This window comes from Burkholderia sp. Bp9140, from assembly GCF_003853425.1.
Taxonomy (GTDB): Bacteria; Pseudomonadota; Gammaproteobacteria; order Burkholderiales; family Burkholderiaceae; genus Burkholderia.
In genome coordinates, this window is the sequence record NZ_QTPQ01000005.1 from 19,358 (window position 1) to 42,703 (window position 23,346).

Below are 23,346 nucleotides of genomic sequence, written 5' to 3' on the forward strand. Positions count from 1 at the left end.
TCAGTACAATCGCGCCTTCGCGATGTGGCCCTGACAGGCCGCATCGCAGTGAAGTGAAAGCGGGAAGTCCGCCGGATCGAGGGTTCGCGAAGCAGCAGCAGGAAGCTGAAAAAAATTCGCAAAACCTATTGCCAAGATTTCGGATTTCACCATATAATTTCATTTCTCTGCTGCCGGTGTAGCTCAGTTGGTAGAGCAGCGCATTCGTAATGCGAAGGTCGTAGGTTCGACTCCTATCTCCGGCACCAAGATATAAAGGCCTGACAAGCATCGCTTGCCAGGCCTTTTCTCTTTTCCGGCCACGTTTCTCCACGCTTTCCGATACACGAAATCGTGCGCCCGCCCCGTCGTTTTCACTTGCGGGCATCTCCCGACTCCCGCGCCGCGCGCCGCCGACTACAATCGCCGGACCACCCTGCCCTCCCCCTGCATCATGCGCACCTGGCGTCTCGATCGACCGAACCTCGGCGGACAACTGGACGTGTTCCGCGCGACCGGTCTCGTCGCCGCGATCGGCGGCAGCGAGCCGAACGCGTTCGCCGCGGAAATCCTGAAGCTGTTCGACGATGCGCTGTCCGTCACGCAGTGCACGATCTTCGCGTACGAGTTCGGCAACCGGCCGCGCACCGTGTCGGTCGCCGATCATCGCGGCGGCCGCTACCTGCGCGATGTCGCCGACACCTACGCGCGACATTTCTATGCGCTCGACGGCAACCAGAAGATCGTCTCGGCCGCCGGTCGCGGCACACAGCGCCGCGACGTGCTGCTGCATCAGCAGACCGGCGACGAGATCGGTCATGACGCGTATCGCGCGGCCTGCTACCGCGGCCCCGACGTATCCGATCGGCTCGCGCTGCTGATGCAGCCGAACGACTCGACCTGGCTGTCGATCAACCTGTATCGCGCGCATCGCAGCGGCGCATTCCAGCCGCGCGAAATAGCGGCCATCGAAACGCTCGCGCCGCTGATCACGCAGGCTGCGCAGCATCACTACGCGCTCGCGGGCTCGACGCAGATCGGCATCCCGCAACTGATGCTCGCGCGGCTGCGCGGCGCATGCCCGACCCTGTCCAAGCGCGAACTCGACGTGCTGCGCGGCGTGCTCGAAGGCCAGACCGCGCAGGAGATCGGCGACACGATCGGCGTGAAGGCATCGAGCGTCGTCACCTACCAGAAGCGCGCGTTCCGGCGTCTCGGCATCTCGAGCCAGCGCCAGCTGTTTGCGCTGTGCCTGCAGCCGTGAACGGCGCTGGCCGATCCTGAACGCGTCGGGGTAAATCCCGGCCCGCCGCCAGCCGTTCGCTGTACCCGGAATGGGGACAGCGGTGTCCGGCGCGGCTTCCATACTGCATCCAACCTGCCCGCACGCATCGCGTCGTCGAGCGTGCGCGTCCGATCAGTGCAACCTGGAAGCCAACGATGGGCATCGAGTTCAAGCCATATCCTTTCGTCGCCGCGCGTCATCCCGCGCACCTGCCGACCTGCAGCGACGGTGTCGATACGCAGCGGCACCGCGTCGCGATCGTCGGCGGCGGGCCGGTGGGCCTCGCCGTCGCACTCGGCCTCGCCAACCACGGCATCCGCAGCGTGCTGCTCGAAGCAGACGATTCGGTCTGCCACGGCAGCCGCGCGATCTGCATCTCGCGACGCAGCCTCGAGATCATCGAGCGGCTCGGCGCGCTCGACAGCTTCATGCGCGTCGGGCTGCCGTGGAGCGGCGGACGCAGCTTCCATCGTCGCGACGAAGTGCTGCATTTCACGATGCCGCAGGACGAGAACCAGAAGCTGCCGCCGATGGTGAACCTCGCGCAGTATCACATCGAGCAGTTCCTGCTCGATGCCGCGCTGCGCCGCCCCGGGCTCATCGAGATCCGCTGGCAGACGAAAGTCGCCGGCGTCACGCGGCACCCGGACAGCGTGCGGCTGGACGTCGATACGCCGCTCGGCGGCTACGCACTCGATGCCGACTGGATCGTCGCGAGCGACGGCGGGCGCAGCACGATGCGCGATGCGCTCGGCCTGTCGCTGCAAGGAACCCGCTACGAAGGCCGCTACGTGATCGTCGACATCGCGCTCGACAGCGACCGTCCGACCGAACGGCTCGCGTATTTCGACCCGGCGTCGAACCCCGGCTCGACGGTGCTCGTCCACAAGCAGCCCGACAACGTATGGCGGATCGACTACCAGCTGCGCGACGACGAGGATCCCGAAGCGGCCGTGAAGCCCGAGAACGTGCTCCCGCGCGTACAGAACCTGCTCGACATGATGGGCGAGCGCGGCGACTGGTCGCCGATCTGGATCACGATCTACAAGGCGAACGCGCTGACGCTCGAACGCTACCGTCACGGCCGCGTGTTGTTCTGCGGCGACGCCGCGCACCTCGTGCCGATCTTCGGCGTGCGCGGCGCGAATTCGGGCATCGACGACGCCGACAATGTCGCGTGGAAACTGGCGTACGTGATGCGCGGCCTCGCGTCGGACGCGCTGCTCGACAGCTATTCGGACGAACGCGTGTTCGCGACGCACGAGAACCTGCGCTACGGCACCAAGAGCACCGAGTTCATGGCGCCGCCGTCGTTCGCGTTCGACCTGATGCGCAAGGCCGTGCTCACGCTCGCGGTCCGGCATCCGGCGTTGCGTTCGCTGATCAATCCGCGCCAGACGTCGGCGATCGCGTACACGGCGTCGCCGCTCAATGCACCCAAGCGCGATGCATTTTCGGCCGGGCCGGCGCCCGGCACGGTACTCGCGGAATGTCCACTGATGCTGCAGGCGTCGCGCGACATCGGCAACGCCGACGGCGCGCGTCGCGGCCACCTGACCGATCTCGTCGGCCCGTGCTTCACGGCATTCCGCTTCACCCGCGACGGCGCACCCGATCCGTCGTTCGCCGATCTCGCGCGGCGCCTGCACGACGCCGGCATACCGTTCACGCTGGTTACGCTCGCGCGGCACGCGGCACCGCAACAGACGGGATGCGGCGGCTACGATGCAGACGGCCGGTTATTCGACCTGTACGGTGCGCGCGACGGCACCGTCTACCTCGTGCGTCCGGACGGACACGTGCTCGGCCGCTGGCACGACGCACGCGCCGCCGACCTGAGCACCGCACTCGAACGCGCGCTCCACCCGCGCACGTCAGCCGATCTTCAGGAGAACGCATGATGACCGACACCGAACGCGACGCCCTCTACACCGATCTGTGCCGCACGATGACCCGTATCGGCGAAGCCGATACCCCGCTCTTTCTCGCGCGCTTCGCGCTGCTGGCGATCGAGACGATCGGCGATGCGCAGACCGTCGGCCGCCTGATTGCCGACGCCGGCGACGGCCTGCCAGATACGCGCGCACCGGCGCCGTCGCACGGACAATGACGCACGACGCACCGCCGCGCGGTCGCCATCCTTTCCTTACATCTTCATTTCGCCACGCATCGTCTGCGTATGCACCGCGCCGTAGGCAGACGAATCCTCTGGAAAAACCCGTTAAGGGTGCATAACATTACTTAACTATTCCGACCCGTCTATCGCGTTACATTGCGTGGGCGGCGCGGCAGGTCGCATGCCGCCTACAGGCTGCTTGCGGCGAAACAGCCGACGTCCGGTCATTTCGACTCAACACAAGGAGAGGATCACCATGACTCATGGCTTGATTATGTGGCTCATCATCGGTGCGATCGCCGGCTGGCTGGCCGGGCTGCTCGTCAAGGGCGGCGGGTTCGGGCTGATCGTCGACATCATCGTCGGTATCGTCGGCGCGGTGATCGGCGGCTGGCTGGCCGGGCTGCTCGGCATCAGCCTCGGCAGCGGCTTCATCGGCTCGGTGATCGTCGCGGTCATCGGCGCCGTGATCCTGCTGTTCGTGATCCGGCTATTCAGGCGCGCGGCCTGATGCTCTTCTTGCGCGCCTTCGGGCGCGCTTTCGTTTCGTTCTTGCATCGAAGCGGCGCGCTGCATTGCGCGCGCGCCGCCTTCCGTTTCAGCGGCGCTTGCCGCGCTGCAACCAGCCGTCGAGCACGCCGGTCGTCAGCAATCCGCTGCGCGCTTCGCGTGCGCCATCGCGTCCGATCCACACCGTACGCGGCATCTCTCCCCGCCATCCCGCATCGAGCGCCGCCCGCAGACGCTCGGGCATCGGCTCCGCGTTCGCATACTGCGCGACCTGCGGCGGCAGGTTCATTTGCGCGAGCACCTGCGCGATCGCCGCACCGTTGTCGTCATAAGCGTCCATCGCGACCATTGCGAGCTGCACGTCCGGATGCCGGCGCTGCCACGCGACGAGATGCGCGGCGTTCTCGCGGCAGTATCCGCAATCGAGCGACCAGATCTCGACCGCGAGCGGTCGATCGTGCGCCGTCGCATACAACTTCGCGACCTCGGCCGCGCGCAGCGGTTGCAGTTCGCCGGCCCACGCCGGCAGGCTCGCGAGCACGGCGCCGATCAGGATCATCAGCCGTTTCATTGCGCGCCCTCGACGGGAATCAGCCGGTAGCCGTCGTTACGCGTGCGCCACGACAGGTAGATGCGCCCCGCATCGTCGAGCAGTTGCGGATTGTCGCTCGCGCCCGACGTCGACGCGATCACGTGCGGCGCCGACCAGTGCTCGCCGCGATCGTCCGAGCGGCGCAGCTTGATCTGCATCGCGTCGCCATCGAACGCCTTCCATGCAAGCCAGACGACGTCGCCGCGCGCGACGAGCGCCGCATGCGATGCCTGCTCGGCCGGCACCGCCGGATTCGCGCCGAATGCCCACGGCGTGCCGCGCGGCCGGCCGTCGGCGCCGATGCGCGAATAGAACACGTCGGCGCGGCCGTCGACGACACCGAACCACGCAATATGACGCGTACCGTCGGGCGTGATCGCAAGCGCCGGCCCGTGCTCGGGGCAGGCCTCGACATGCCAGTTCGAGAACGTCGCACGGATCGGCACGACGGGCTCCGACGCCGGTACGGGCAACACCGCGAGCGCATGGTCGCGGATCTGCCCCGGGAACACGTTGCGCCACACGGCCTCGATGTGTCCGGCCGGATCGATCGCCATCGCGATGCGACAGCATTCGCATGTGTGGTCGGTCACCTTGCGCTCGGGCTCGAACGACACGCCGCCGTCGCGCGACACCGCGTAGTAGACGGCCGCGCCGTCGTACGCCTGCCCCGCCGCCTTCGCCGCAGCGAGATCGCGCTTGTCGATCCACGCGATCGCGATGTTGCCGGCCGGGTCGACGGCCATCATGTCGAAGCGGTGCGTGATCGCCTGCCGGTCGCGATGGACGGTGACGGGCACGCTCCAGGTCGCACCACCGTCGAGCGAGCGCGAGAAGCGCACCATGCCGGTGTACGGCGCATCGAGCGGCATCGACCACGACACGTACGCCGCGCGACCGTCGGGACTCGTCGCAATCTTCGGCCGATTCTCCGCGCTCGTGTAGATCGGCTCGGGCATCGCGTTGACGGTCACGGGCGCGGATAGCGTCCGGCCCGCGTCGTCCGAGTGCGCGACGACGACGTGCGCGCCTTCGACCCATGCGACCCACAGCCGGTGCCGCGCGTCGAACGCGGCGCCGGTCGCGAGCGGCTGCTTCTGTTGCGCCGGCGCGGCCTGCATGCTCATGTGCGCCGCATGCGGATCGGCGGCTTTCGGTGCGTCGTGCGCGCGGGCGGGCGACAGCGCCGCGAGCCACAGCGCGCAGCCTGCCGCGAGCGATTTCACAGCGACCATTTCAGTTCTCCAAAGAAAGTGCGGCCCGGATACGGGTGGAACACGTAGTAGCGGCGGTCCGTCAGGTTGTCGATGCCGACCGACGCGGTCCAGTGACGGTCGAACCGGTAGCGCGCCTTCAGGTCGACGACCGTGAAGATGCTCGTGCCGCCGTACACGTCCGGATTCACGTCGCTGTTGTCGAGCGTGTTGAACTGGCGGCCCGAGTAGCGGACGCCGACGCTCGCGAGCCAGTGCTCGTCGAAGCGGTACGACGCGAGCAGGTTCGCGCGCATGCGCGGGACGCGCGGAAAGCGCGAGCCGACGTACGCGGGATTCGCGGTATCGGCGAGGATCTGCGCATTGCTCGCCGACACGTTCGCGTCGATGTCGAGCCCGCGCAGCCCGACGTTCCGGCCGCTGAATCCGAGTTCGACGCCGCGCACGCGCACGCGATCGACGTTCGAGATGTTGGTGACGGTCGACGCGCCCGACACCGTCGTCTGGCTGTAGATCGAGTCGCGCAGATCGCTCTGGAACACGCTCGCGCGCACGACACCGACGCCGACGTCGCGCTCGGCCGTGAAATCCCAGTCGATCGCCTTTTCCGGCCGCAGGTTCGGGTTGTTGTTGACGATCGCGTTGTTCGAGATCGTGCCCTGGAACAGTTCGCCGACCGTCGGGAAGCGCGTGCCCGTCGCGAATGACAGCCGGAAGCGCCAGACGTCCGTCGCGTCCCATTGCAGCGCGACTTTCGGCGACAGCGCATTCGCGCTGCGGTCCGCGTAGCCGAGCGTGCCGTTCGCGTTGCCGAGCGCGCCGCCGTACGCATCCCAGCGCTCGTAGCGCAGGCCGAGGGTCGCGAGCCAGCCGGGCGCGAAACGCCACGCGTCCTGCGCGTACAGCGCCTGCGTGCGCGTGTCGCCCTGGTAGACGCTCGCGAGCGACGTGGTCGGCCCGGCCAGCCAGTCGGCCGTGTTGTACGTGACGTTGCGCAGGAAATAGTTGTCGTAGTGATAGCCGAACGTGAACGTGTGGCCCTTCACCTGCGGCGCCTCGGCCTTCAGGTCGAACGTACGCCAGCCCGTGCCGTCGCCCTGGAACAGCGTGCCCGCCCCGCCCTGCGCGGTCGATGCCGCGCGCAGCACGTCGCGCGACACGTCGTACGCGGACACGATGCCCGACAGCCGCCAGCCCGAATCGAGCCGGCTGTTCAGGCCGAGCGCATACAGCCAGTTCTCCTGGTCGCCGCGCTGCGGCGCGAACGCGCTCGGCGCGACGGTCATGTTCCGGCCGCCGATCGACACGTTGCCGCCGTAGACGGGATTGCCGGCCGCGTCGCGCAGGAAGGTTTCGCCATGCTGCCGGTAATGGTTCTCCCAGTGCCCGAGCGTCAGCGTCGCGTCGACGCGGTCCGTGAACGCATAGCCCATCCGCACCGTCTCGTTGAGCTGCTCGGTCCGCTCGATGTTCTGCGCGCCGACGATCGTGCGCGGCTTGCCGTTGGGTCCGATGTCGGTGGCCGCGCCCGTCACGGGCACCGCGGCGCCGAGCCGCGAGTTGTAGGCGGAATTGGGGCTCGCATACTGCATCGGCTGACCGTCGTTCTCCAGCCGGTCGAGCGACAGCGAAAACCAGAACTTGCCGACGCGGTTCGCGATCCGCGCGGTCTGGTGATTGCCGCCGAAGCTATCCGCGAACCCGTAGCCGTCGTGATAGCGCTGCGTGAAGAACTGCGTCGATAGCGACGCCTCGAGTTTGTCGGGGCGCCGCGTCGTCAGCAGCACGGTCGAGCCGATCGCATTGCCCGGATACAGCGCGGAAAAGGGGCCATACAGCACATCGACGCGCGCGATATCGTCGGGGGCGATCAGCGACCAGCGCGGCGGGTACGCATAGCTCGAGCCGAGCAGGTTCGACAGCAGCAGGCCATCGGCATACACGAGCCCGCGCGCGCTCTGCAGTTCGTTGAAGTCGCGACCGGCGAACACGCTGTTGCGGTCGCCGATGTAGCGCTTGCGGACCATCAGGTTGGGCGCGTACTTCAGCGCGTCCTCGGTGGTGACGTTGGTGTGCGCGTCGATCTGCTCGCGCGTGATCGACTCGACGACGGCCGGCGTATCGGGATCGACGGGTTGCCGCTGGGCGGTGACGCTGACGGCGGTCAGCGTGTCGCCCGTCGGCGCGGGCCCGGGCACGGCAATCGATGCGGCGCGGCCGGCCCGGTTGTCCGGGCCGGTTGGCACCGGGTCGGCGGATGCACCATCGGTCGGAGCCGCTTGCGCGGTCTGCCAGGCAAAAGCGGCCGCGCAGGCGAGCGCGAGCCGACCGCGCGACGGCCGCGCGGCGAAAGTGAACGACATGGATGAATTCCTGAAAACGTGACCGGGGGCCGCCACCGGACGCGAGCCGACGCGCCGCGCGCACACGGCGCGGCGCGCGGACCGGACCGCGGGCGGCACGCGCGCCACCGGGGCGCGCGGACGATATCAATCAGATCGGGACGTTTTCAGGCGGACCGCGCGGCTGCGCGAGACGGATGCCCTGGCGGGGAAAATCGGGAACGGCCGGGGCGGCCGCCCGGTACGCGAACGCGCGCACGAAGCCCGGCAACGCGGGCAGGCTCGTGCCGAGCGCGACGTTCGCCGCGAAGCCGGGACAGTACACGCAGTGCGGCACGTCCGCATGGTCGAACGACGCCGCACCGCGGTCGTCGCCGGGCTGCGCGAGGACGACCTGGCGGGCGCCTGCCGCACTGCACAATTCGAGCGTGAGCTCGCCGGAACCGCTCGACGCGAGACGCGCATAGCCGACGACGGGCGACAGTACGTTCAGTACCAGCGCCAGCCAGACGAGGCCGATCCATCGCGTCGTTCGTTTCATCGCGGTCCAGGAAAAAGTGCGCGCAAGTATAGCAAGCGACTCAATCGTTGCCGATCGTGCAGGGTGCAATAGTCGGCATCGCACGGCGCGCAGCAGCGCATGTGCCGTTAATACAACAGAGACAAAATCTAACGATTCGCCACTGGCATAAATCCGAGCACGAGGTTGATAATTATTGAACCTGCTGGAGAAACGACCATGGACGAAAGACCAACCCGCATGCCCCCGCCCGAGCAAGTGATGAGCCCGGATCCGGAACCTGTCGGCGTGGAATTCCTCGCCGAATTGCCCGAGCACGTCCGGGCATTCTTCGACGAGCAGCACAAGCTGTACTCGCCGAAGTGAACCCGCATTCCGTTCTGTAACCGCCACGTGTCAATCGAGATCGTGCGGTTCATCGCTGCGTTTTCGGCGCAGATCGCTTCGCACCCGGGCTGCAACGGCCTGACGGTGCCGGGTCAGCGCGTCCGCTGATTCTTCTGTCGCGTCGTTCCGCCGCGCGACTGTCTTCGTCTATCCTTCTGGTTTTCCACCTCCGGCCCGCCCGGCTTTCCCGATCGTTCCGATGAAACAAGCCATTCGTGCCAGCGTCGCTGTCGCCGCGCTCGGCGTCGCCCTCTTTTCGTCACCGCAGATCGCGCGCGCGGACGGCGACGACACCGCGCTCACCAATCTCGTCGCGCTCGCATCGCAGCGGCTCGCGCTTGCCGAACCCGTCGCACGATGGAAATGGGCGAACCACAAGGCGATCGAAGACCGGCCCCGCGAAGCGGCACTGCTCGCATCGATGGAGAAGCGCGCCGCACAGGCCGGCGTGGATCCGGCATTCGCGCGCACGTTCTTCGAGGATCAGATCGCCGCGAGCAAGGACGTGCAGAATGCGCTCTTTGCCACCTGGCGCGCGACGCGGCCGCCCGAAGGCACGCCGCCCGACCTCGCGACCAGCACGCGGCCGGCGCTCGACCAGCTCACGCAAAAGATGCTGACCGGCCTCGCCCGGGTCGCGCCGCTGCGCGACGCGCCCGATTGCCAGGCGCGGCTCGCACGCAGCATCGCGAACTGGAAGACGCTCACCCGCTACGACGCCACCCGGACGCAGGCGCTCGGCACCGCGCTGTCGCACGTCTGCTCCGCCGGCGGCGCCAGCGCGATCAGCTGAGCGCGCACGGCCATCGCGCGCGGCAGCAAGCGGTGCTCAATCGGCAGGGGTAAGCGCCGCGAGCGGAATCAGTTGCAGGCCGCGTGCGAGATGGGTCTGCAGCAGGCGATGGGTATGGGGTTCGAACGCGCCGTCCACGCCATCGGTCACGAGGCGCACGGCCGCGTCGAGCGATTCGGCCGCACCGAGATAGCGCCACCCGTCGATCACGTGAAACAGGCGGCGCTCGCCGCACGCTTCGAACGCGACCGCGCCGTCGAACGGCCAGGGCGCCTTGCCTGCACGAGCGTTGTCGGCCGCGGGACGCCGGTTGTACGACGGACGCAGGTGTGCGATCCATTGCGCTTCGGCGAGCATCGCGCCCAACTCGTTGCCGGTTTCCCGCCATTCGACACGCCGCACCTGCTGCGCAAGCCGCATTTCCTTCGACGAGCGCCGCTCGCCGGTCAGCAGCGCGCGCAAGCGCTGCCGCACGCGCACGCTGCGCCCGACGTAAAGTGCTTCGTCGCCCTCCCCGAACAGCGCGTACGCGCCGCATCCGGCGGGCGCGGTATCGAGCCACGCTTCGGTCAGGTTCCCCCCGAGACGGAAGTGGCGCGTCGTGCGCGCGATCTGGTCGCGCAGCCGCTCGAGCGGCACGATCTCGTGCAATTGCCGCCAGAACTGCCAAAGGAGATCGGCATCCGCGAGCGCCCGGTGGCGGGCGGCGGGGATGAGGCCATGACGCTCGATCAGCGCATCGAGTCCGTGCCGCGCCTCGCGCGGAAACAGCGCGCGCGACAGCCGCACCGTGCACAACACGTCCGGATTGAACGCGATGCCGGCACGTTCGAATTCGGCACGCAGGAAGCCACGGTCGAAGCTCGCGTTATGCGCGACGAACAGCTTGCCGTCGAGCCGCTCGAACAGCGCGGGCGCGAGCGATGCGAAGGACGGCGCATCGCGCACCATCTCGTCCGAAATACCCGTCAGTTGCTGGATGAACGGCGGAATCGACTGTCCCGGATTGACCAGCGTCGTCCACGTCGATACGCCGAGCGGGCCGATTTCCACCACGCCGATTTCGGTGATGCGGTGCTCGGCGGACGAGCCACCGGTGGTTTCAAGGTCGACGAAGACGAGCGGCAGTTCGCAGGCGGGATCGGACGGGCGGGAATCGGACATGAAAAGACAGGGAAACGATGCTTTCGTGAGTATGCACCGGCATGCATGTTCGCGACCAGTCCGAACCGGAATCGATTCGGCGGCTGCCGGTTTTCGTGCCCCCGAAAAGCAAAAAGCCCCCGCGATGCGGGGGCCGGACATGATCGGCAATGCGTGGCGCGTCAGACCGCCTGGATATTCGCTGCCTGCTTGCCTTTCGGCCCGACTTTCACGTCGAAGGAAACGCGCTGGTTTTCCTTCAGCGTTTTGAAGCCGTCCATCCGGATTTCGGAAAAGTGCGCAAACAAATCTTCGCCGCCATTGTCGGACGTAATAAAACCGAAACCCTTAGCATCGTTAAACCATTTTACGATACCGGTATCCATACCTTCGTTCCCCACTCGTTTAGATCAAAAAAGCTACTGTTTATAGCCGCTTCCCGAAATCCCGCAACAGCACGCCGACACTCACCCGCAGCGCCCCGCCCGGGGACGGAGTGCTGACTTTATAAATTGGACAATCCGGGTGCGTCAAGGGAATTTTTAGCGCCTTCTTTATCAAAAATACGTCAATACCACTGGAATCGGTACACCATCGTCTTTTATTAATTGATTCGCATCAAAAACCTGTCAATGTTACCGGGATCAGGTCGCCGATAATCGGGACCGTGAAAAACCTACCGGGGACAAATCAAGCCGGTAAAATCCTCGGGTTTTTTCCGGATTGCAGACAACGGAGGACATTGCGATGCTGGTGCCAGGCAATGGAAGGAGAAGGTCATGTGGCTGGACGGAATCAAGCGCCTTGCGAGCCGGCTCGCACGCGTACGCCGCAAGTCCCGCGCGCTGGCCGAGTCCCGTGAAGCGCCGTGCGATACCGAGTTCGATCCGACCTGGCACGGCGATCATTGGCAGAACCTGCTGGCGTCACCGCTGGACGCCCGTCACTACGTGATGGAAGACTGGACGTACACGCCGCCGCCGGCCGAAGCCGACGACGCGCAGCCGACAGGCAAGCGCAAGCGGCGCTCGCACGCGCAATAGGGATCGGGAAGACGGGCAAAAAAAAAGCGCGACTGGGAAGTCGCGCCGACAAAGGTTTGGAGATCTTTTCCGTCAACGAAAAAGTCTGCTTCGGAAAGCAGAGATCGCAGTATAGCGAGATAACATCCTTTCATTATCCATGCTACACACAAACCTCTATTGCCGTTGTGTCAATAATCGCGCTGGCGCTACCCTCGCCCGCCACTGATCGCCTGTCGCGATCGCGCAACGCGCCTGACGGCAGTCCCGATCAGCTTCCCCCCTGCTGCGCCGCCGCAACGCCTTGATGGCCGCGGCTCTCGGCGCCCATCGTCATTCTTGCGCGATTCAAAATACAGTATTGCCGGAAGCGATTTTCCTCTGCGCCCGGACCGATCCTTACACTGCAAATGGATTCCGACGAGGGTGCCGCGCCCCACGCGCACGGCGTCGCCGACCCGCGACACCGCCGATGCCCGCAGCAGGTTCGATCGACATCATCCTGTTTGGAGACAGATCATGAAAAAGTCCCTGATCGTCGCCGCATTGGCGAGCGTGGCGGCCACCGCCGCCCATGCGCAAAGCAGCGTCACGCTGTACGGCCTGATCGATGCCGGCATCACCTATACGAACAACCAGGGCGGTCACAGCGCGTGGCAGGAAACGAGCGGCTCGATCAACGGCAGCCGCTGGGGCCTGCGCGGCACCGAGGATCTCGGCGGCGGACTGAAGGCGATCTTCACGCTGGAGAACGGCTTCGGCATCAACAACGGTTCACTGAAGCAGAACGGCCGCGAATTCGGCCGCCAGGCGTTTGTCGGGATCGCGCACGACCGCTACGGCTCGGTCACGCTCGGCCGCCAGTACGACAGCGTCGTCGATTTCCTCGGTCCGCTGTCGCTGACCGGCACCCAGTACGGCGGCACGCAGTTCGCGCACCCGTTCGACAACGACAACCTGAACAACTCGTTCCGGATCAACAACTCGGTCAAGTACCAGAGCGCGAACTACGGCGGCCTGAAGTTCGGCGCGCTGTACGGCTTCTCGAATTCCAGCAATTTCTCGAACAACCGCGCGTACAGCGTGGGCGCGTCGTACAGCTACCTGGGCTTCAACGTCGCAGCCGCTTACATGCAGCTCAACAACAACATCAACTCGCTCGCACTCGCGGCCAGCGATCCCGGCGCGGTGGCCGGCGACTGGACGTTCGCGGCCAGCCGGCAGCGCACCTGGGGCGCGGGCCTCAACTACACGTTCGGGCCCGCGACGGCCGGCTTCGTGTTCACGCAGACGCGCCTGACCGATTCGGCCAGGGTCAGCGCCGGGCAGTCCGGTGTGTCGGGCGGCATCCCGCTCGTCGGCGGCACGCGCTTCAACAATTACGAAGTGAACGGCCGCTACGCGCTGACACCGGCGTTCTCGCTCGCAGGCTCGTACACGTATACCGACAGCCGTCTCGACGGCCAGACGCCGAGCTGGCACCAGTTCAACCTGCAGGCCGACTATGCGCTGTCGAAGCGCACCGACCTGTACCTGCAGGGCGAATACCAGCGGGTCAATGCGGACGGCCTGGCGATCGGCGCGAACATCAACGGGCTGGGCACCGCGTCGTCGACGAACAAGCAGATCGCCGTCACGGCCGGCATGCGCCACCGCTTCTGAGCGAGACGATCGGCCCCGGGCACTCGCCCGGACCGTCGTGACGAAGCGCCCCGCCCGGGACGCCTGTTCGCCTCAGCGCGCCGTTGCGCGGATGCGTCGCGCCATGCTCATGCGCTGCCCGATGCCGGATAGCGAACGTCGAGCACGTCGATCGGCTGCGGACCGGCGGGTGTCATCAGCGTGACGGTATCGCCGATCTTCGCCTTGATGAGCGCCCGCGCGACCGGCGAGATCCAGCTGACGCAACCGCGATCGAGATCGACCTCGTCGATCCCGACGATCGTGACGGTGTGATCCTCGCCGTCCGGCGTCGCGTAATCGACGGTCGCGCCGAAGAACACCTGGTCGACGTTCTCCTGCCGGCTCGCGTCGACGACTTCGGCGAGATCGAGCCGTTTCGTCAGGAAGCGGATCCGGCGATCGATCTCGCGCAGCCGCCGCTTGCCGTAGATGTAGTCGCCGTTCTCCGACCGGTCGCCATTCGACGCGGCCCACGACACGAGGCGCACGACCTCGGGACGCTCGACGTCGATCAGGTTCAGGAGTTCGTCCCTGAGCCGCTTGTGGCCGGCCGGCGTGATGTAGTTCTTCGTGCCCGCCGGAATCGCCGGTTGACCGGGGTCGAGATCGTCGTCGTCGCCGTCCGACTCTTTGACAAACGCCTTGTTCATGATGCGGATTCAATACCTGGATGACTGATGCTCCAAGGGTACACGAAGGCGGCCGCGCAAGATCGTGCGACATATTTTGCGAATAAGGCTTCCCTTTTTATGCGACTCTGCTATACTTCCGCTTCTGCGTGCGGCTGTAGCTCAGTTGGATAGAGTACTTGGCTACGAACCAAGGGGTCGTGGGTTCGAATCCTGCCAGCCGCGCCACCTTTTTCGAGGGCCTTCCGAACCGAAGGCCCTTTCAGTTCGAAGCAGTAGTAGTTTCGTTTTTGCGTGCGGCTGTAGCTCAGTTGGATAGAGTACTTGGCTACGAACCAAGGGGTCGTGGGTTCGAATCCTGCCAGCCGCGCCACCTTTTTCGAGGGCCTTCCGAACCGAAGGCCCTTTCAGTTCGAAGCAGTAGTAGTTTCGTTTTTGCGTGCGGCTGTAGCTCAGTTGGATAGAGTACTTGGCTACGAACCAAGGGGTCGTGGGTTCGAATCCTGCCAGCCGCGCCACCTCAGAAGGGCCTTCCTCCGGGAAGGCCCTTTTTTCTTTTCCGCCCCCCCTTCCCGACGATCACTGCTCGCTCGACTCGAGCCGCGCTGTCACCGCGCAACGCCGCCGGGCCCGCGTCACAATCGAAAACGGCGGCCCGCGGCCGCCGTCGTATCCCGCCCAGGCAACGCGCAGGTCAGTAATCCTGCCGCTCGCGCTCGATGCGCATGCCGCCATCGTGACGCGCATGCACACTGTCGTCGGTCGAGCGCTCGCGCATGATCCGCATCACGTCCGGATTGGTCCGCACGCGCCGCATCACGTTCGCAAGGTGCACGCGATCGCTGACCTGGATCACGAAGCGCAGCACCGTCGATTCGTGCGTCAGGTCCTCGTCCATCGCGATGTGGACGATGTTCGCGTCGGCCGACGTGATGTCCGCCGCGACGCGCGCGAAGATGCCCTTCGTGTTCTTCACGAGTGCCTTCACCGCGACGTCGAAGAGACGTCCCGGCTGCGGCGCCCATTCGACGTCGATCCAGCGGCCCGGATCGCGGCGATGGATGCGCTGCGCGACACGACAATCGGTCGTATGAATCGCCATCCCGAGGCCGATGCCGATATAGCCCATGATCGCATCGCCCGGAATCGGCCGGCAGCACGCGGACAGCTGCACGGACATCCCTTCGGTGCCGGTAATCACGACCGGCGGCGCATTGTGCGCGGGATGTCGCTCGGACTTCGGCAGATCGTCGTCCGCATCGCGGCCGCTCATCAGCACCTCGATGCGCTTGGCCATCACCGCGGCGACGCGGCGGCCGAGGCCGATGTCCGCGAAGATTTCCTGGCGACTCTTGTTGCCCGTCCACTGCACGAGCTTTTCCCACACTTCCGGCGTCACGTCGGCCAGCGCGAGCCCGTAACCCTTCAGGCTCTGGTCGACGAGCCGCTCGCCGAGCTGCACCGACTCGTTCAGGCGCATCGTCTTCAGGTAGTGACGAATCGCCGAGCGCGCCTTGCCGGTGCGCACGAAACCGAGCCACGCGGGGTTCGGCTTCGAATACGGCGCGGTGATCACCTCGACGATGTCGCCGCTCTTCAGCTCGGTACGCAGCGGCAGCAGCTCGTTGTTGATCTTCACGGCCACGCACTGGTTGCCGAGGTCGCTGTGGATCGAATACGCGAAATCGAGTGCCGTCGCGCCGCGCGGCAGCGCCATGATCTTCGACTTCGGCGTGAACACGTAGACCGCATCCGGGAACAGGTCGATCTTCACGTGCTCGAGAAATTCGCTCGAATCGCCGGCTTCGCTCTGGATGTCGAGCAGCGACTTCAGCCACTGGTGCGCGCGCTTCTGCACGTCGTTCAGATCCGCGCCGCCGTTCTTGTACAGCCAGTGCGCGGCCACGCCGGCCTCGGCGATCTCGTGCATCTTGCGCGTGCGCACCTGGAACTCGATCGGCGCGCCGAACGGGCCGACGAGCGTCGTGTGCAGCGACTGATAGCCGTTGATCTTCGGGATCGCGATGTAGTCCTTGAACTTGCCGGGCACGGGCTTGTACAGCGCGTGCAGCGCGCCGATGCACGTGTAGCAGTCGAGCGGGCTCTCGACGACGACGCGAAAGCCGTACACGTCGAGCACCTGCGAGAACGACAGCTGCTTGTCGCGCATCTTGCGGTAGATGCTGTAGATCGTCTTTTCGCGGCCGGTGATCTCGGCGTCGATCTTCGCGTCGGCCATCGCGCGCTGCGCGGCCTCGAGGATCTTGCTGATCACTTCGCGGCGGTTGCCGCGCGCGGCCTTCACGGCCTTCTCGAGCGTCGCGTAGCGATGCGGGTTGAAATTCGCGAAGCTCATGTCCTGCAGCTCGCGATACGTGTTGTTCAACCCGAGGCGGTGCGCGATCGGCGCATAGATGTCGAGCGTCTCGCGCGCGACGCGGCGGCGCTTTTCCATCGGCACCGCGCCAAGCGTGCGCATGTTGTGCAGACGGTCGGCGAGCTTGACGAGGATGACGCGCACGTCGCGCGCCATCGCGAGCAGCATCTTGCGGAAGTTTTCCGCCTGCGCTTCCTCGCGGCTGCGGAACTCCATCTTGTCGAGCTTCGACAGGCCGTCGACCAGTTCGGCGACCTTCGGGCCGAAGCGCTCGGCCAGCTCGCTCTTGGTCACGCCCTGGTCTTCCATCACGTCGTGCAGGAGCGCCGCCATCACGGCTTGCGCGTCGAGCTTCCAGCCGGCGCAGATTTCCGCGACGGCGACGGGATGGGTGATGTAGGGTTCGCCGCTCTGGCGATATTGACCGAGGTGGGCTTCGTCGCTGAAGTGGAACGCCGCCTTGACCTCTTTGATTTCATCCGGAGCGAGATACTCGGCAAGCGCGGCGGTCAGTTTCGCGATCGAAACGACGCCGTGCTTGCGCGGCTGCTCCGGAGTGGCGGTCGGCCCGAACAGGTGCCGGAAGGACTGTTCGAGGACCGCGTCGATGTACTGGCGCGCAGGCGACTGGGCCGTGGCTTCGGTGGTCGAATCCGCGGAGGCGGACGATGGGGTGGTGCTCATATTCGCCTCCAGGTCGAGTCGTTGCGCGCGTGGACTACATGGCTGGAACGGGCCGGATGCGCGTTAAACCGGCACCTTCTTCAGCATCTCGACGCCGACCTGCCCGGCAGCGATCTCGCGCAGCGCGACGACGGTCGGCTTGTCGCGGCTCTCGATCTTCGGCGTATGGCCTTGCGCGAGCTGCCGCGCGCGGTAGGTGGCGGCGAGCGCCAGTTCGAAGCGGTTGGGGATTTGCTTCAGGCAGTCTTCGACGGTAATGCGAGCCATGTTGGTAATTCCTTCTGAATATAGTGCTTATTCTACCTTATGTCCCTCTACCCCCGCGTCATTCCGCGTGGGGCAGATGGATACCGAGCTCGATGAACAGCTCCGCATGTCGCGCGTACTGCGAAGCAAAGCGCAGGCGCGTCGCCGCGACGATGCATTCGAGCTCCGCGAGCGCACGCTCGAAATTCTCGTTGATCACCACGTATTCCGCTTCCGACGCGTGCGCGATCTCGCTGCCGGCGGCCAGCAGGCGCCGCGTGATCACGTTCGGCTCGTCCTGCCCGCGCTTCTTCAGGCGCTCCTCGAGCGCGTCGAGCGACGGCGGCAGGATGAAGATGCCGACCGCGTTGCGGAACTGCTTCTTCACCTGCAACGCGCCCTGCCAGTCGATTTCGAGCAGCACGTCGTGGCCGTTCTTCATCTGCTCCTCGATCCAGACGCGCGACGTGCCGTAGTAGTTGCCGTGCACTTCCGCGCTCTCGAGGAATTCGTGCGCCGCGTGACGTCCGCGGAAATCCTCGACGGTCGTGAAGTGGTAGTGCTGGCCGTCCTGTTCGCCCGGGCGCGGCTTGCGCGTCGTATACGAGATCGACAGGCAGATGTCGCTGTCCTTCGACAGAAGCGCATTCACGAGCGTCGATTTGCCGGCGCCCGACGGCGCGACGACCATGAACAGGTTGCCGGGATAGACGCCACCGTGCAGCGAATGCGACGCGTGGCCGTCGCGATGGGATTCGGTCATGTTGCTTTACTCCAGGTTTTGCACTTGCTCGCGCATCTGCTCGATCAACAGCTTGAGCGCCATCGATGCGTCGGCCAGTTCCTTCGCCGCCGCCTTCGAGCCGAGCGTGTTCGCCTCGCGATTCAGTTCCTGCATCATGAAGTCGAGACGCTTGCCGACGCGGCCGCCCTTCTCGATCACGTGACGCGTTTCGTTCAGGTGCGCGGTGAGTCGCGACAGCTCTTCCGCGATGTCGATCCGGATCCCGTACATCGTCACTTCCTGACGAATGCGTTCCGCGGCTTCCTCGCGCGTGACGATCGCCGCGCTGCCTTCGGGCGCCGCGATGCCGAGCGCTTCCTGCAGCCGCTCGACGATCTTCTGCTGATGCTTCGCGATCAGCTCCGGCACGAGCGGCGTGATGCGCGCGACGATCGCTTCCATTTCGGTGACGTTCGACAGCAGCATGGTCGCCAGCTGTGCGCCTTCGCGCGAACGCACGACGACGAGCTCGCCGATCGCTTCCTTGCCGCACGCGAGCACCGCGTCACGAATCGCTTCCGCCGACACGCCGCTCTCGGCCAGCACGCCCGGCCAGCGCAGGATCTCGCCCGCGCGCAGGCGGCCGACACCCGGGAACGAATCCAGCACCGAGCGCTCGAGCTCGGCGAGCTGGCCGAGCGCGGACTGGTTCAGCGCGCCCGCGCCGATGCTCTGCTCGCCGCGCTGCAGGTTGATGCGCACGTCGACCTTGCCGCGCGACAGCTTGTTCATCAGCATTTCGCGCAGCGCGGGTTCGCACGCGCGCACGTCGTCCGGCATGCGGAAATTCAGGTCGAGGAAGCGCGAGTTCACGGTGCGCAGTTCGACCGACACGCTGGTGCCGCCGTTGCCGGTGGCCGTCGCGAGTTCGCGCGTCGCGCTCGCATAGCCCGTCATGCTGTAGATCATGGTTCGTCTCGCCGTCTGGGTGCCCTTCTCGGGGCGGAATATGTCGAGGCGCCCGGCGCATTGCAAGGCGCGGGGCGGGAAGCGCGCATTATCCCATTTTTGCGCCCCACCCCGCCGGGCAAGGCTGCCGTTCGGCGCTAAAATCGAGGTTTCCTCTTCCGTCCACGATTCCCCCATGACGTCTTCCCTGTCCCGCCCGAGCGGCCGTCGCGCCGACGAACTGCGCAAGGTCGCCCTCACGCGCCACTACACGAAACACGCCGAAGGCTCGGTGCTCGTCGAATTCGGCGATACCAAGGTGATCTGCACCGCGAGCGTCGCAGAACGCGTGCCCGAATTCCTGCGCGATCGCGGCCAGGGCTGGCTGACGGCCGAATACGGGATGCTGCCGCGTGCGACGCACACGCGCAGCGACCGTGAAGCCGCACGCGGCAAGCAGACGGGCCGCACGCAGGAAATTCAGCGCCTGATCGGCCGCGCGCTGCGCGCGGTGTTCGATCTCGAGGCGCTCGGCGCGCGCACGATCCACATCGACTGCGACGTGATCCAGGCCGACGGCGGCACGCGCACGGCGAGCATCACCGGCGCCTTCGTCGCCGCGCACGACGCCGTATCGAAGCTGATCGCGGCCGGCAAGCTCGCGCGTTCGCCGATCACCGACCACGTCGCCGCGATCTCGGTCGGCGTGTACGAAGGCGCGCCCGTGCTCGACCTCGACTACGCGGAAGATTCGCGCTGCGACACCGACATGAACGTCGTGATGACGGGCGCCGGCGGCTTCGTCGAAGTCCAGGGCACCGCCGAAGGCGTGCCGTTCTCGCGCGCCGAGATGAACGCGCTGCTCGACCTCGCGCAAAACGGGATCGGCCAGCTCGTGCAACTGCAGAAGGACGTGCTGGGCGCCGGCCATGTCTGATCGCACCCTCGCGCCGCTGTCGCGCATCGTGCTCGCGTCGAACAACGCCGGCAAGCTGCGCGAATTCACCGCGCTGTTCTCGACGCTCGGCATCGAGATCGTGCCGCAGGGTGACCTGGCCGTGCCCGAGGCGGAAGAGCCGTTCGGCACGTTCATCGAGAATGCGCTGACGAAAGCGCGGCATGCGTCGCGGCTCACCGCCCTGCCGGCGATCGCCGACGATTCGGGCCTGTGCGTGCGCGCGCTGCGCGGCGCGCCGGGCGTCTATTCGGCGCGCTACGCGCAGCGCGCGGGCGGCGCCAGGGGCGACGCGGCGAACAATGCGTACCTCGTCGAGCAGTTGCGCGGCGTCGAGGACCGGCGCGCATACTATTGCTGCGTGCTCGCGCTGGTGCGCCACGCGGACGATCCCGAGCCGCTGTTCGCCGAAGGTCGCTGGATCGGCGAGATCGTCGACACGCCGCGCGGCGAGCACGGATTCGGCTACGACCCGTATTTCCACCTGCCGTCGCTCGGCGCGACGGCGGCCGAACTCGAGCCGGCCGTGAAGAACACGCACAGCCATCGCGCGCTCGCGCTGAAAGCGCTGCTCGCGCGGCTTGCAGAGGAACCCGCATGATCGTCTTCGTCACGCATTCGCAGCCGGAGGACGCATGAGCCAGGCAGCGGAAACCGGCGCGCGCGTCGTCGCGACGTTCACGTCGCCCGGGCAGGTGCGGCTCACGTCGCTGCCGCCGCTCGCGCTGTACGTGCATTTTCCGTGGTGCGTGCGCAAGTGCCCGTACTGCGATTTCAACTCGCACGAATGGAAGGGCGAGCGGTTTCCGGAAACGGAATATCTCGACGCGCTGCGTGCCGATCTCGAGCAGGCGCTGCCGCTCGTCTGGGGCCGGCAGGTGCATACGGTGTTCATCGGCGGCGGCACGCCGAGCCTGCTGTCCGCGGCCGGCCTCGACCGGCTGCTGTCCGACGTGCGCGCGCTGCTGCCGCTCGATGCCGATGCCGAGATCACGCTCGAGGCAAACCCGGGCACGTTCGAGGCCGCGAAGTTCGCGCAGTTCCGCGCGAGCGGCGTGAACCGCCTGTCGGTCGGCATCCAGAGCTTCAACGAAGGCCATCTGAAAGCACTCGGGCGCATTCACGACACCGCACAGGCGCGCGCGGCCGTCGAAATCGCCGCGAAGACGTTCGACAACTTCAACCTCGACCTGATGTTCGCGCTGCCGAACCAGACGCTCGACGAATGCCGGACCGACATCGAGACCGCGCTGTCGTTCGCACCGCCGCATCTGTCGCTGTATCACCTGACGCTCGAACCGAACACGATGTTCGCGAAGTTTCCGCCCGCGGTACCCGACGACGATGCGTCGGCCGACATGCAGGAATGGATTCACGAACGCACGGCCGAGGCCGGTTACGGACGCTACGAAGTGTCCGCGTACGCGAAGCCGAATCATCAGTGCAAGCACAACCTGAACTACTGGCGCTTCGGCGACTATCTCGGGATCGGCGCGGGCGCGCACACGAAGCTGTCGTTCCCGAACCGGATCCTGCGGCAGGCGCGCTACAAGCATCCGGCGACCTTCATCGAACAGGCGATGGCCGGCACGCCGATACAGGAAGAGCGTGAAGTCGGCGCGCGCGACCTGCCGTTCGAGTTCATGCTGAACACGCTGCGGCTCGTCGAGGGCTTCCCCGTGCACAGCTTCGTCGAACGCACCGGCCTGCCGATCGGCACGATCGAGCCGGCACTCAAGGAAGCGGAGCGGCGCGGGCTGATCACGCGCGATTTTGCGCAGATCGCGCCGACGCCGCTCGGCCAGCGTTTCCTCAACGACCTGCAGGAATTGTTCCTGCGCGACGATTGAAGCGGAACGAGGCGGCATTTCGGTTACAATGCCGCCTCGTGTGGAAGCGTGGCCGAGCGGTTTAAGGCACCGGTCTTGAAAACCGGCGACGGGAAACTGTCCGTGAGTTCGAATCTCACCGCTTCCGCCAGGAAGTTCGCCAAACCCCGTCCATTCATCGAATGACGGGGTTTTTGTTTGCCCGCCGCACGCAGCGCGCGGTGCCCGCCCCGCAGGCCGACGCGTCCCGCCGGATGCCGTTACAATCCGGCGCTCCGATTCGCGAAACGGGAAACCCACGTCATGAAGCCCTTCATCGCCTCGTCGCTCGTCGCCCTGCTGGCCGCCGTCAGCACGCACGCTGCGGCCGCCGATTCCGCGTCCGGCACCGACGCGCCAACGCCGTCGTGCGCGATCGCGTACGTGAAGGGCGTCGGCGGCTCGCCGCGCAGCCTGCGCGAATATCTCGCGAGCCCGACGCCGTACAACTACCTGAAGGAAAACGAGATCCAGTGCAAGGTGTCGGATGACGGGCGCGCGTCGAACTGCACCGGCGTGACGTATATCCGCAACGAGCAGGTCAGCGTGTACGACGATTCCGACCCGGCGACGCTGACGGTCGTCGCGCCGGTGGAACTCGAGCACGGCCAGAAGTATCCCGTGATCCTCGTCGTGCAGCGCAAGGACGCGCGCTGCACGCGGTAACGCGCGACAAGGCACGCTCGACGTTGCCGCGGGCGATACGGGGAAGCCTCCCGGCCCGGGCCGCCATCGCCTAGAATTCGATCAGCACGGCGACACGACCGCCGCCGCGACTCGATGCCGCCCGCGCCATCCATGCGTGCGGCACACGGAGACCGCCATGACCGAACTGTCGACAGCGACGGATCACGTCGATTACGAAGGCTTCGAGATCCATGTGGTGCCGGGCCTCGTCCCCGGTACCGACGCGCGCTACACCTATACCGGCTACGTATGCCATCCGGGCGCGAATCCCGCGCTGCCCGATCATGCCGTGCCATTCCACGCGGACGGCGAGGAAAGCTTCGCGAGCATCGACGAAGCGGTTCATGAAGCCGTGCACATCGGCAAGAGCATCATCGACGGCACGCATCCCGATCTGTCGGTTCTGTCGCTCGTGACACACGGCTACTGAGCGGGCCGGCCGCGCGGCCGCCGCCGCACGCGAATCGCTCATGCCGCATTTCAATTCGCATCGCGCGCCGCCCTGGGCTACGCTGCGCGTCGGCGCATGAATCGCATGCGCATACGTCGTGCCTGCCCTGGTCATCATCCGCAATCGCGCGTTATGCGTTTCTCCCGATAACGCATCGCGCCCGGGCGCCTATCATTTTTTTATAGTCACCC

At 66.1% G+C, this 23,346-nt stretch carries 24 protein-coding genes and 5 tRNA genes; 18 read left to right on the plus strand and 11 right to left on the minus strand.

The features are described from left to right. Window positions 1-172: 172 nt before the first annotated feature. From DIE21_RS05765 to DIE21_RS05785, 5 genes are all read left to right on the plus strand, one after another. Window positions 173-248: transfer RNA gene (locus DIE21_RS05765), tRNA-Thr, on the plus strand. 185 nt (window positions 249-433) lie between these two features. Beyond that, the gene (locus DIE21_RS05770; protein ID WP_124496788.1) at window positions 434-1,243 is read left to right on the plus strand and encodes a LuxR C-terminal-related transcriptional regulator; all 810 of its coding nucleotides are present in this window, start codon (window positions 434-436) and stop codon (window positions 1,241-1,243) included. A gap of 176 nt (window positions 1,244-1,419) precedes the next feature. Continuing rightward, window positions 1,420-3,165, plus strand: coding sequence for an FAD-dependent oxidoreductase (locus DIE21_RS05775; protein ID WP_124496789.1), 1,746 nt, complete (start codon window positions 1,420-1,422; stop codon window positions 3,163-3,165). Next, the gene (locus DIE21_RS05780) at window positions 3,162-3,374 is read left to right on the plus strand and encodes a hypothetical protein (RefSeq protein WP_124496790.1); all 213 of its coding nucleotides are present in this window, start codon (window positions 3,162-3,164) and stop codon (window positions 3,372-3,374) included. The genes DIE21_RS05775 and DIE21_RS05780 overlap by 4 nt, the downstream gene beginning before the upstream one ends. 262 nt (window positions 3,375-3,636) lie before the next feature. Further along, a complete protein-coding gene (locus DIE21_RS05785; RefSeq protein ID WP_057928536.1) occupies window positions 3,637-3,891 on the plus strand; it encodes a GlsB/YeaQ/YmgE family stress response membrane protein in 255 nt (84 codons plus the stop codon). 87 nt (window positions 3,892-3,978) lie between these two features. Here the strand turns inward: DIE21_RS05785 and DIE21_RS05790 are convergent, their stop codons facing one another. The 4 genes from DIE21_RS05790 to DIE21_RS05805 all read right to left on the minus strand — a co-directional run bounded on the left by DIE21_RS05790 (window position 3,979) and on the right by DIE21_RS05805 (window position 8,579). Then, complete coding sequence (locus DIE21_RS05790; protein ID WP_124496791.1) at window positions 3,979-4,461, minus strand: TlpA family protein disulfide reductase; 483 nt, start codon at window positions 4,459-4,461, stop codon at window positions 3,979-3,981. Beyond that, window positions 4,458-5,717 carry an exo-alpha-sialidase gene (locus DIE21_RS05795; RefSeq protein ID WP_124496792.1) on the minus strand — a complete coding sequence of 420 codons (1,260 nt, stop codon included), beginning with the start codon at window positions 5,715-5,717 and terminating at the stop codon, window positions 4,458-4,460. Before DIE21_RS05795 ends, DIE21_RS05790 begins: the two co-directional genes overlap by 4 nt. Further along, window positions 5,705-8,059 carry a TonB-dependent receptor gene (locus tag DIE21_RS05800; protein ID WP_124496793.1) on the minus strand — a complete coding sequence of 785 codons (2,355 nt, stop codon included), beginning with the start codon at window positions 8,057-8,059 and terminating at the stop codon, window positions 5,705-5,707. Before DIE21_RS05800 ends, DIE21_RS05795 begins: the two co-directional genes overlap by 13 nt. A 130-nt stretch (window positions 8,060-8,189) precedes the next feature. Beyond that, window positions 8,190-8,579 (minus strand): DUF2946 domain-containing protein, encoded by a 390-nt coding sequence (locus tag DIE21_RS05805; protein WP_124496794.1) that lies wholly within the window; start codon window positions 8,577-8,579, stop codon window positions 8,190-8,192. 198 nt (window positions 8,580-8,777) lie between these two features. On the opposite strand from DIE21_RS05805, the gene DIE21_RS37105 reads away from it, so the two are divergent. Both DIE21_RS37105 and DIE21_RS05810 read left to right on the plus strand, forming a co-directional pair. Next, complete coding sequence (locus DIE21_RS37105; RefSeq protein WP_009690993.1) at window positions 8,778-8,924, plus strand: hypothetical protein; 147 nt, start codon at window positions 8,778-8,780, stop codon at window positions 8,922-8,924. Window positions 8,925-9,144: 220 nt separating this feature from the next. Further along, window positions 9,145-9,738: a chorismate mutase gene (locus tag DIE21_RS05810; RefSeq protein ID WP_124496795.1), complete on the plus strand. Its 594-nt coding sequence runs from the start codon at window positions 9,145-9,147 to the stop codon at window positions 9,736-9,738. Between the two features lie 36 nt (window positions 9,739-9,774). Here the strand turns inward: DIE21_RS05810 and DIE21_RS05815 are convergent, their stop codons facing one another. After that, window positions 9,775-10,902 (minus strand): exonuclease domain-containing protein, encoded by a 1,128-nt coding sequence (locus DIE21_RS05815; protein ID WP_124496796.1) that lies wholly within the window; start codon window positions 10,900-10,902, stop codon window positions 9,775-9,777. Between the two features lie 161 nt (window positions 10,903-11,063). Further along, on the minus strand, window positions 11,064-11,267 hold the full coding sequence (locus DIE21_RS05820) for a cold-shock protein (RefSeq protein ID WP_006476615.1): 204 nt from the start codon (window positions 11,265-11,267) through the stop codon (window positions 11,064-11,066). 393 nt (window positions 11,268-11,660) lie between these two features. Between DIE21_RS05820 and DIE21_RS05825 the strand changes: the two genes are divergently transcribed. Beyond that, window positions 11,661-11,924: a hypothetical protein gene (locus DIE21_RS05825; protein ID WP_124496797.1), complete on the plus strand. Its 264-nt coding sequence runs from the start codon at window positions 11,661-11,663 to the stop codon at window positions 11,922-11,924. 498 nt (window positions 11,925-12,422) lie between these two features. Further along, window positions 12,423-13,565 (plus strand): porin, encoded by a 1,143-nt coding sequence (locus DIE21_RS05830; RefSeq protein ID WP_124496798.1) that lies wholly within the window; start codon window positions 12,423-12,425, stop codon window positions 13,563-13,565. Between the two features lie 107 nt (window positions 13,566-13,672). On the opposite strand, the gene greB is transcribed toward DIE21_RS05830, so the two are convergent. Next, a complete protein-coding gene (gene greB, locus DIE21_RS05835; RefSeq protein ID WP_124496799.1) occupies window positions 13,673-14,236 on the minus strand; it encodes a transcription elongation factor GreB in 564 nt (187 codons plus the stop codon). Between the two features lie 130 nt (window positions 14,237-14,366). Here greB and DIE21_RS05840 point away from each other — a divergent pair. The 3 genes from DIE21_RS05840 to DIE21_RS05850 all read left to right on the plus strand — a co-directional run bounded on the left by DIE21_RS05840 (window position 14,367) and on the right by DIE21_RS05850 (window position 14,733). Further along, window positions 14,367-14,443: transfer RNA gene (locus DIE21_RS05840), tRNA-Arg, on the plus strand. Window positions 14,444-14,511: 68 nt separating this feature from the next. Beyond that, window positions 14,512-14,588 (plus strand) — tRNA-Arg (locus tag DIE21_RS05845). 68 nt (window positions 14,589-14,656) lie between these two features. Further along, a tRNA-Arg gene (locus tag DIE21_RS05850) sits at window positions 14,657-14,733 on the plus strand. Between the two features lie 176 nt (window positions 14,734-14,909). Here the strand turns inward: DIE21_RS05850 and DIE21_RS05855 are convergent. The 4 genes from DIE21_RS05855 to DIE21_RS05870 form a co-directional block, all read right to left on the minus strand. Next, a complete protein-coding gene (locus DIE21_RS05855; protein WP_124496800.1) occupies window positions 14,910-17,276 on the minus strand; it encodes a bifunctional (p)ppGpp synthetase/guanosine-3',5'-bis(diphosphate) 3'-pyrophosphohydrolase in 2,367 nt (788 codons plus the stop codon). Between the two features lie 63 nt (window positions 17,277-17,339). Next, window positions 17,340-17,543, minus strand: a complete 204-nt coding sequence (rpoZ, locus tag DIE21_RS05860; protein ID WP_006025620.1) for a DNA-directed RNA polymerase subunit omega — start codon at window positions 17,541-17,543, stop codon at window positions 17,340-17,342. A 58-nt stretch (window positions 17,544-17,601) separates the two neighbouring features. Next, window positions 17,602-18,285, minus strand: a complete 684-nt coding sequence (gmk, locus tag DIE21_RS05865; RefSeq protein ID WP_124496801.1) for a guanylate kinase — start codon at window positions 18,283-18,285, stop codon at window positions 17,602-17,604. A gap of 6 nt (window positions 18,286-18,291) precedes the next feature. Then, window positions 18,292-19,215, minus strand: coding sequence for a YicC/YloC family endoribonuclease (locus DIE21_RS05870; RefSeq protein ID WP_124496802.1), 924 nt, complete (start codon window positions 19,213-19,215; stop codon window positions 18,292-18,294). A 175-nt stretch (window positions 19,216-19,390) separates the two neighbouring features. Between DIE21_RS05870 and rph the strand changes: the two genes are divergently transcribed. The 6 genes from rph (at window position 19,391) to DIE21_RS05900 (ending at window position 23,134) form a co-directional block, all read left to right on the plus strand. After that, complete coding sequence (gene rph, locus DIE21_RS05875; protein ID WP_124496803.1) at window positions 19,391-20,131, plus strand: ribonuclease PH; 741 nt, start codon at window positions 19,391-19,393, stop codon at window positions 20,129-20,131. Next, window positions 20,124-20,750 (plus strand): RdgB/HAM1 family non-canonical purine NTP pyrophosphatase, encoded by a 627-nt coding sequence (gene rdgB, locus DIE21_RS05880; protein ID WP_124496804.1) that lies wholly within the window; start codon window positions 20,124-20,126, stop codon window positions 20,748-20,750. The genes rph and rdgB overlap by 8 nt, the downstream gene beginning before the upstream one ends. A 34-nt stretch (window positions 20,751-20,784) precedes the next feature. Then, a complete protein-coding gene (gene hemW, locus DIE21_RS05885; RefSeq protein WP_124496805.1) occupies window positions 20,785-21,999 on the plus strand; it encodes a radical SAM family heme chaperone HemW in 1,215 nt (404 codons plus the stop codon). A 42-nt stretch (window positions 22,000-22,041) separates the two neighbouring features. Further along, a tRNA-Ser gene (locus DIE21_RS05890) sits at window positions 22,042-22,129 on the plus strand. Between the two features lie 152 nt (window positions 22,130-22,281). Further along, window positions 22,282-22,683, plus strand: coding sequence for a hypothetical protein (locus DIE21_RS05895; RefSeq protein ID WP_124496806.1), 402 nt, complete (start codon window positions 22,282-22,284; stop codon window positions 22,681-22,683). 157 nt (window positions 22,684-22,840) lie between these two features. Then, window positions 22,841-23,134, plus strand: coding sequence for a hypothetical protein (locus tag DIE21_RS05900; RefSeq protein ID WP_124496807.1), 294 nt, complete (start codon window positions 22,841-22,843; stop codon window positions 23,132-23,134). Window positions 23,135-23,346: the final 212 nt, after the last annotated feature.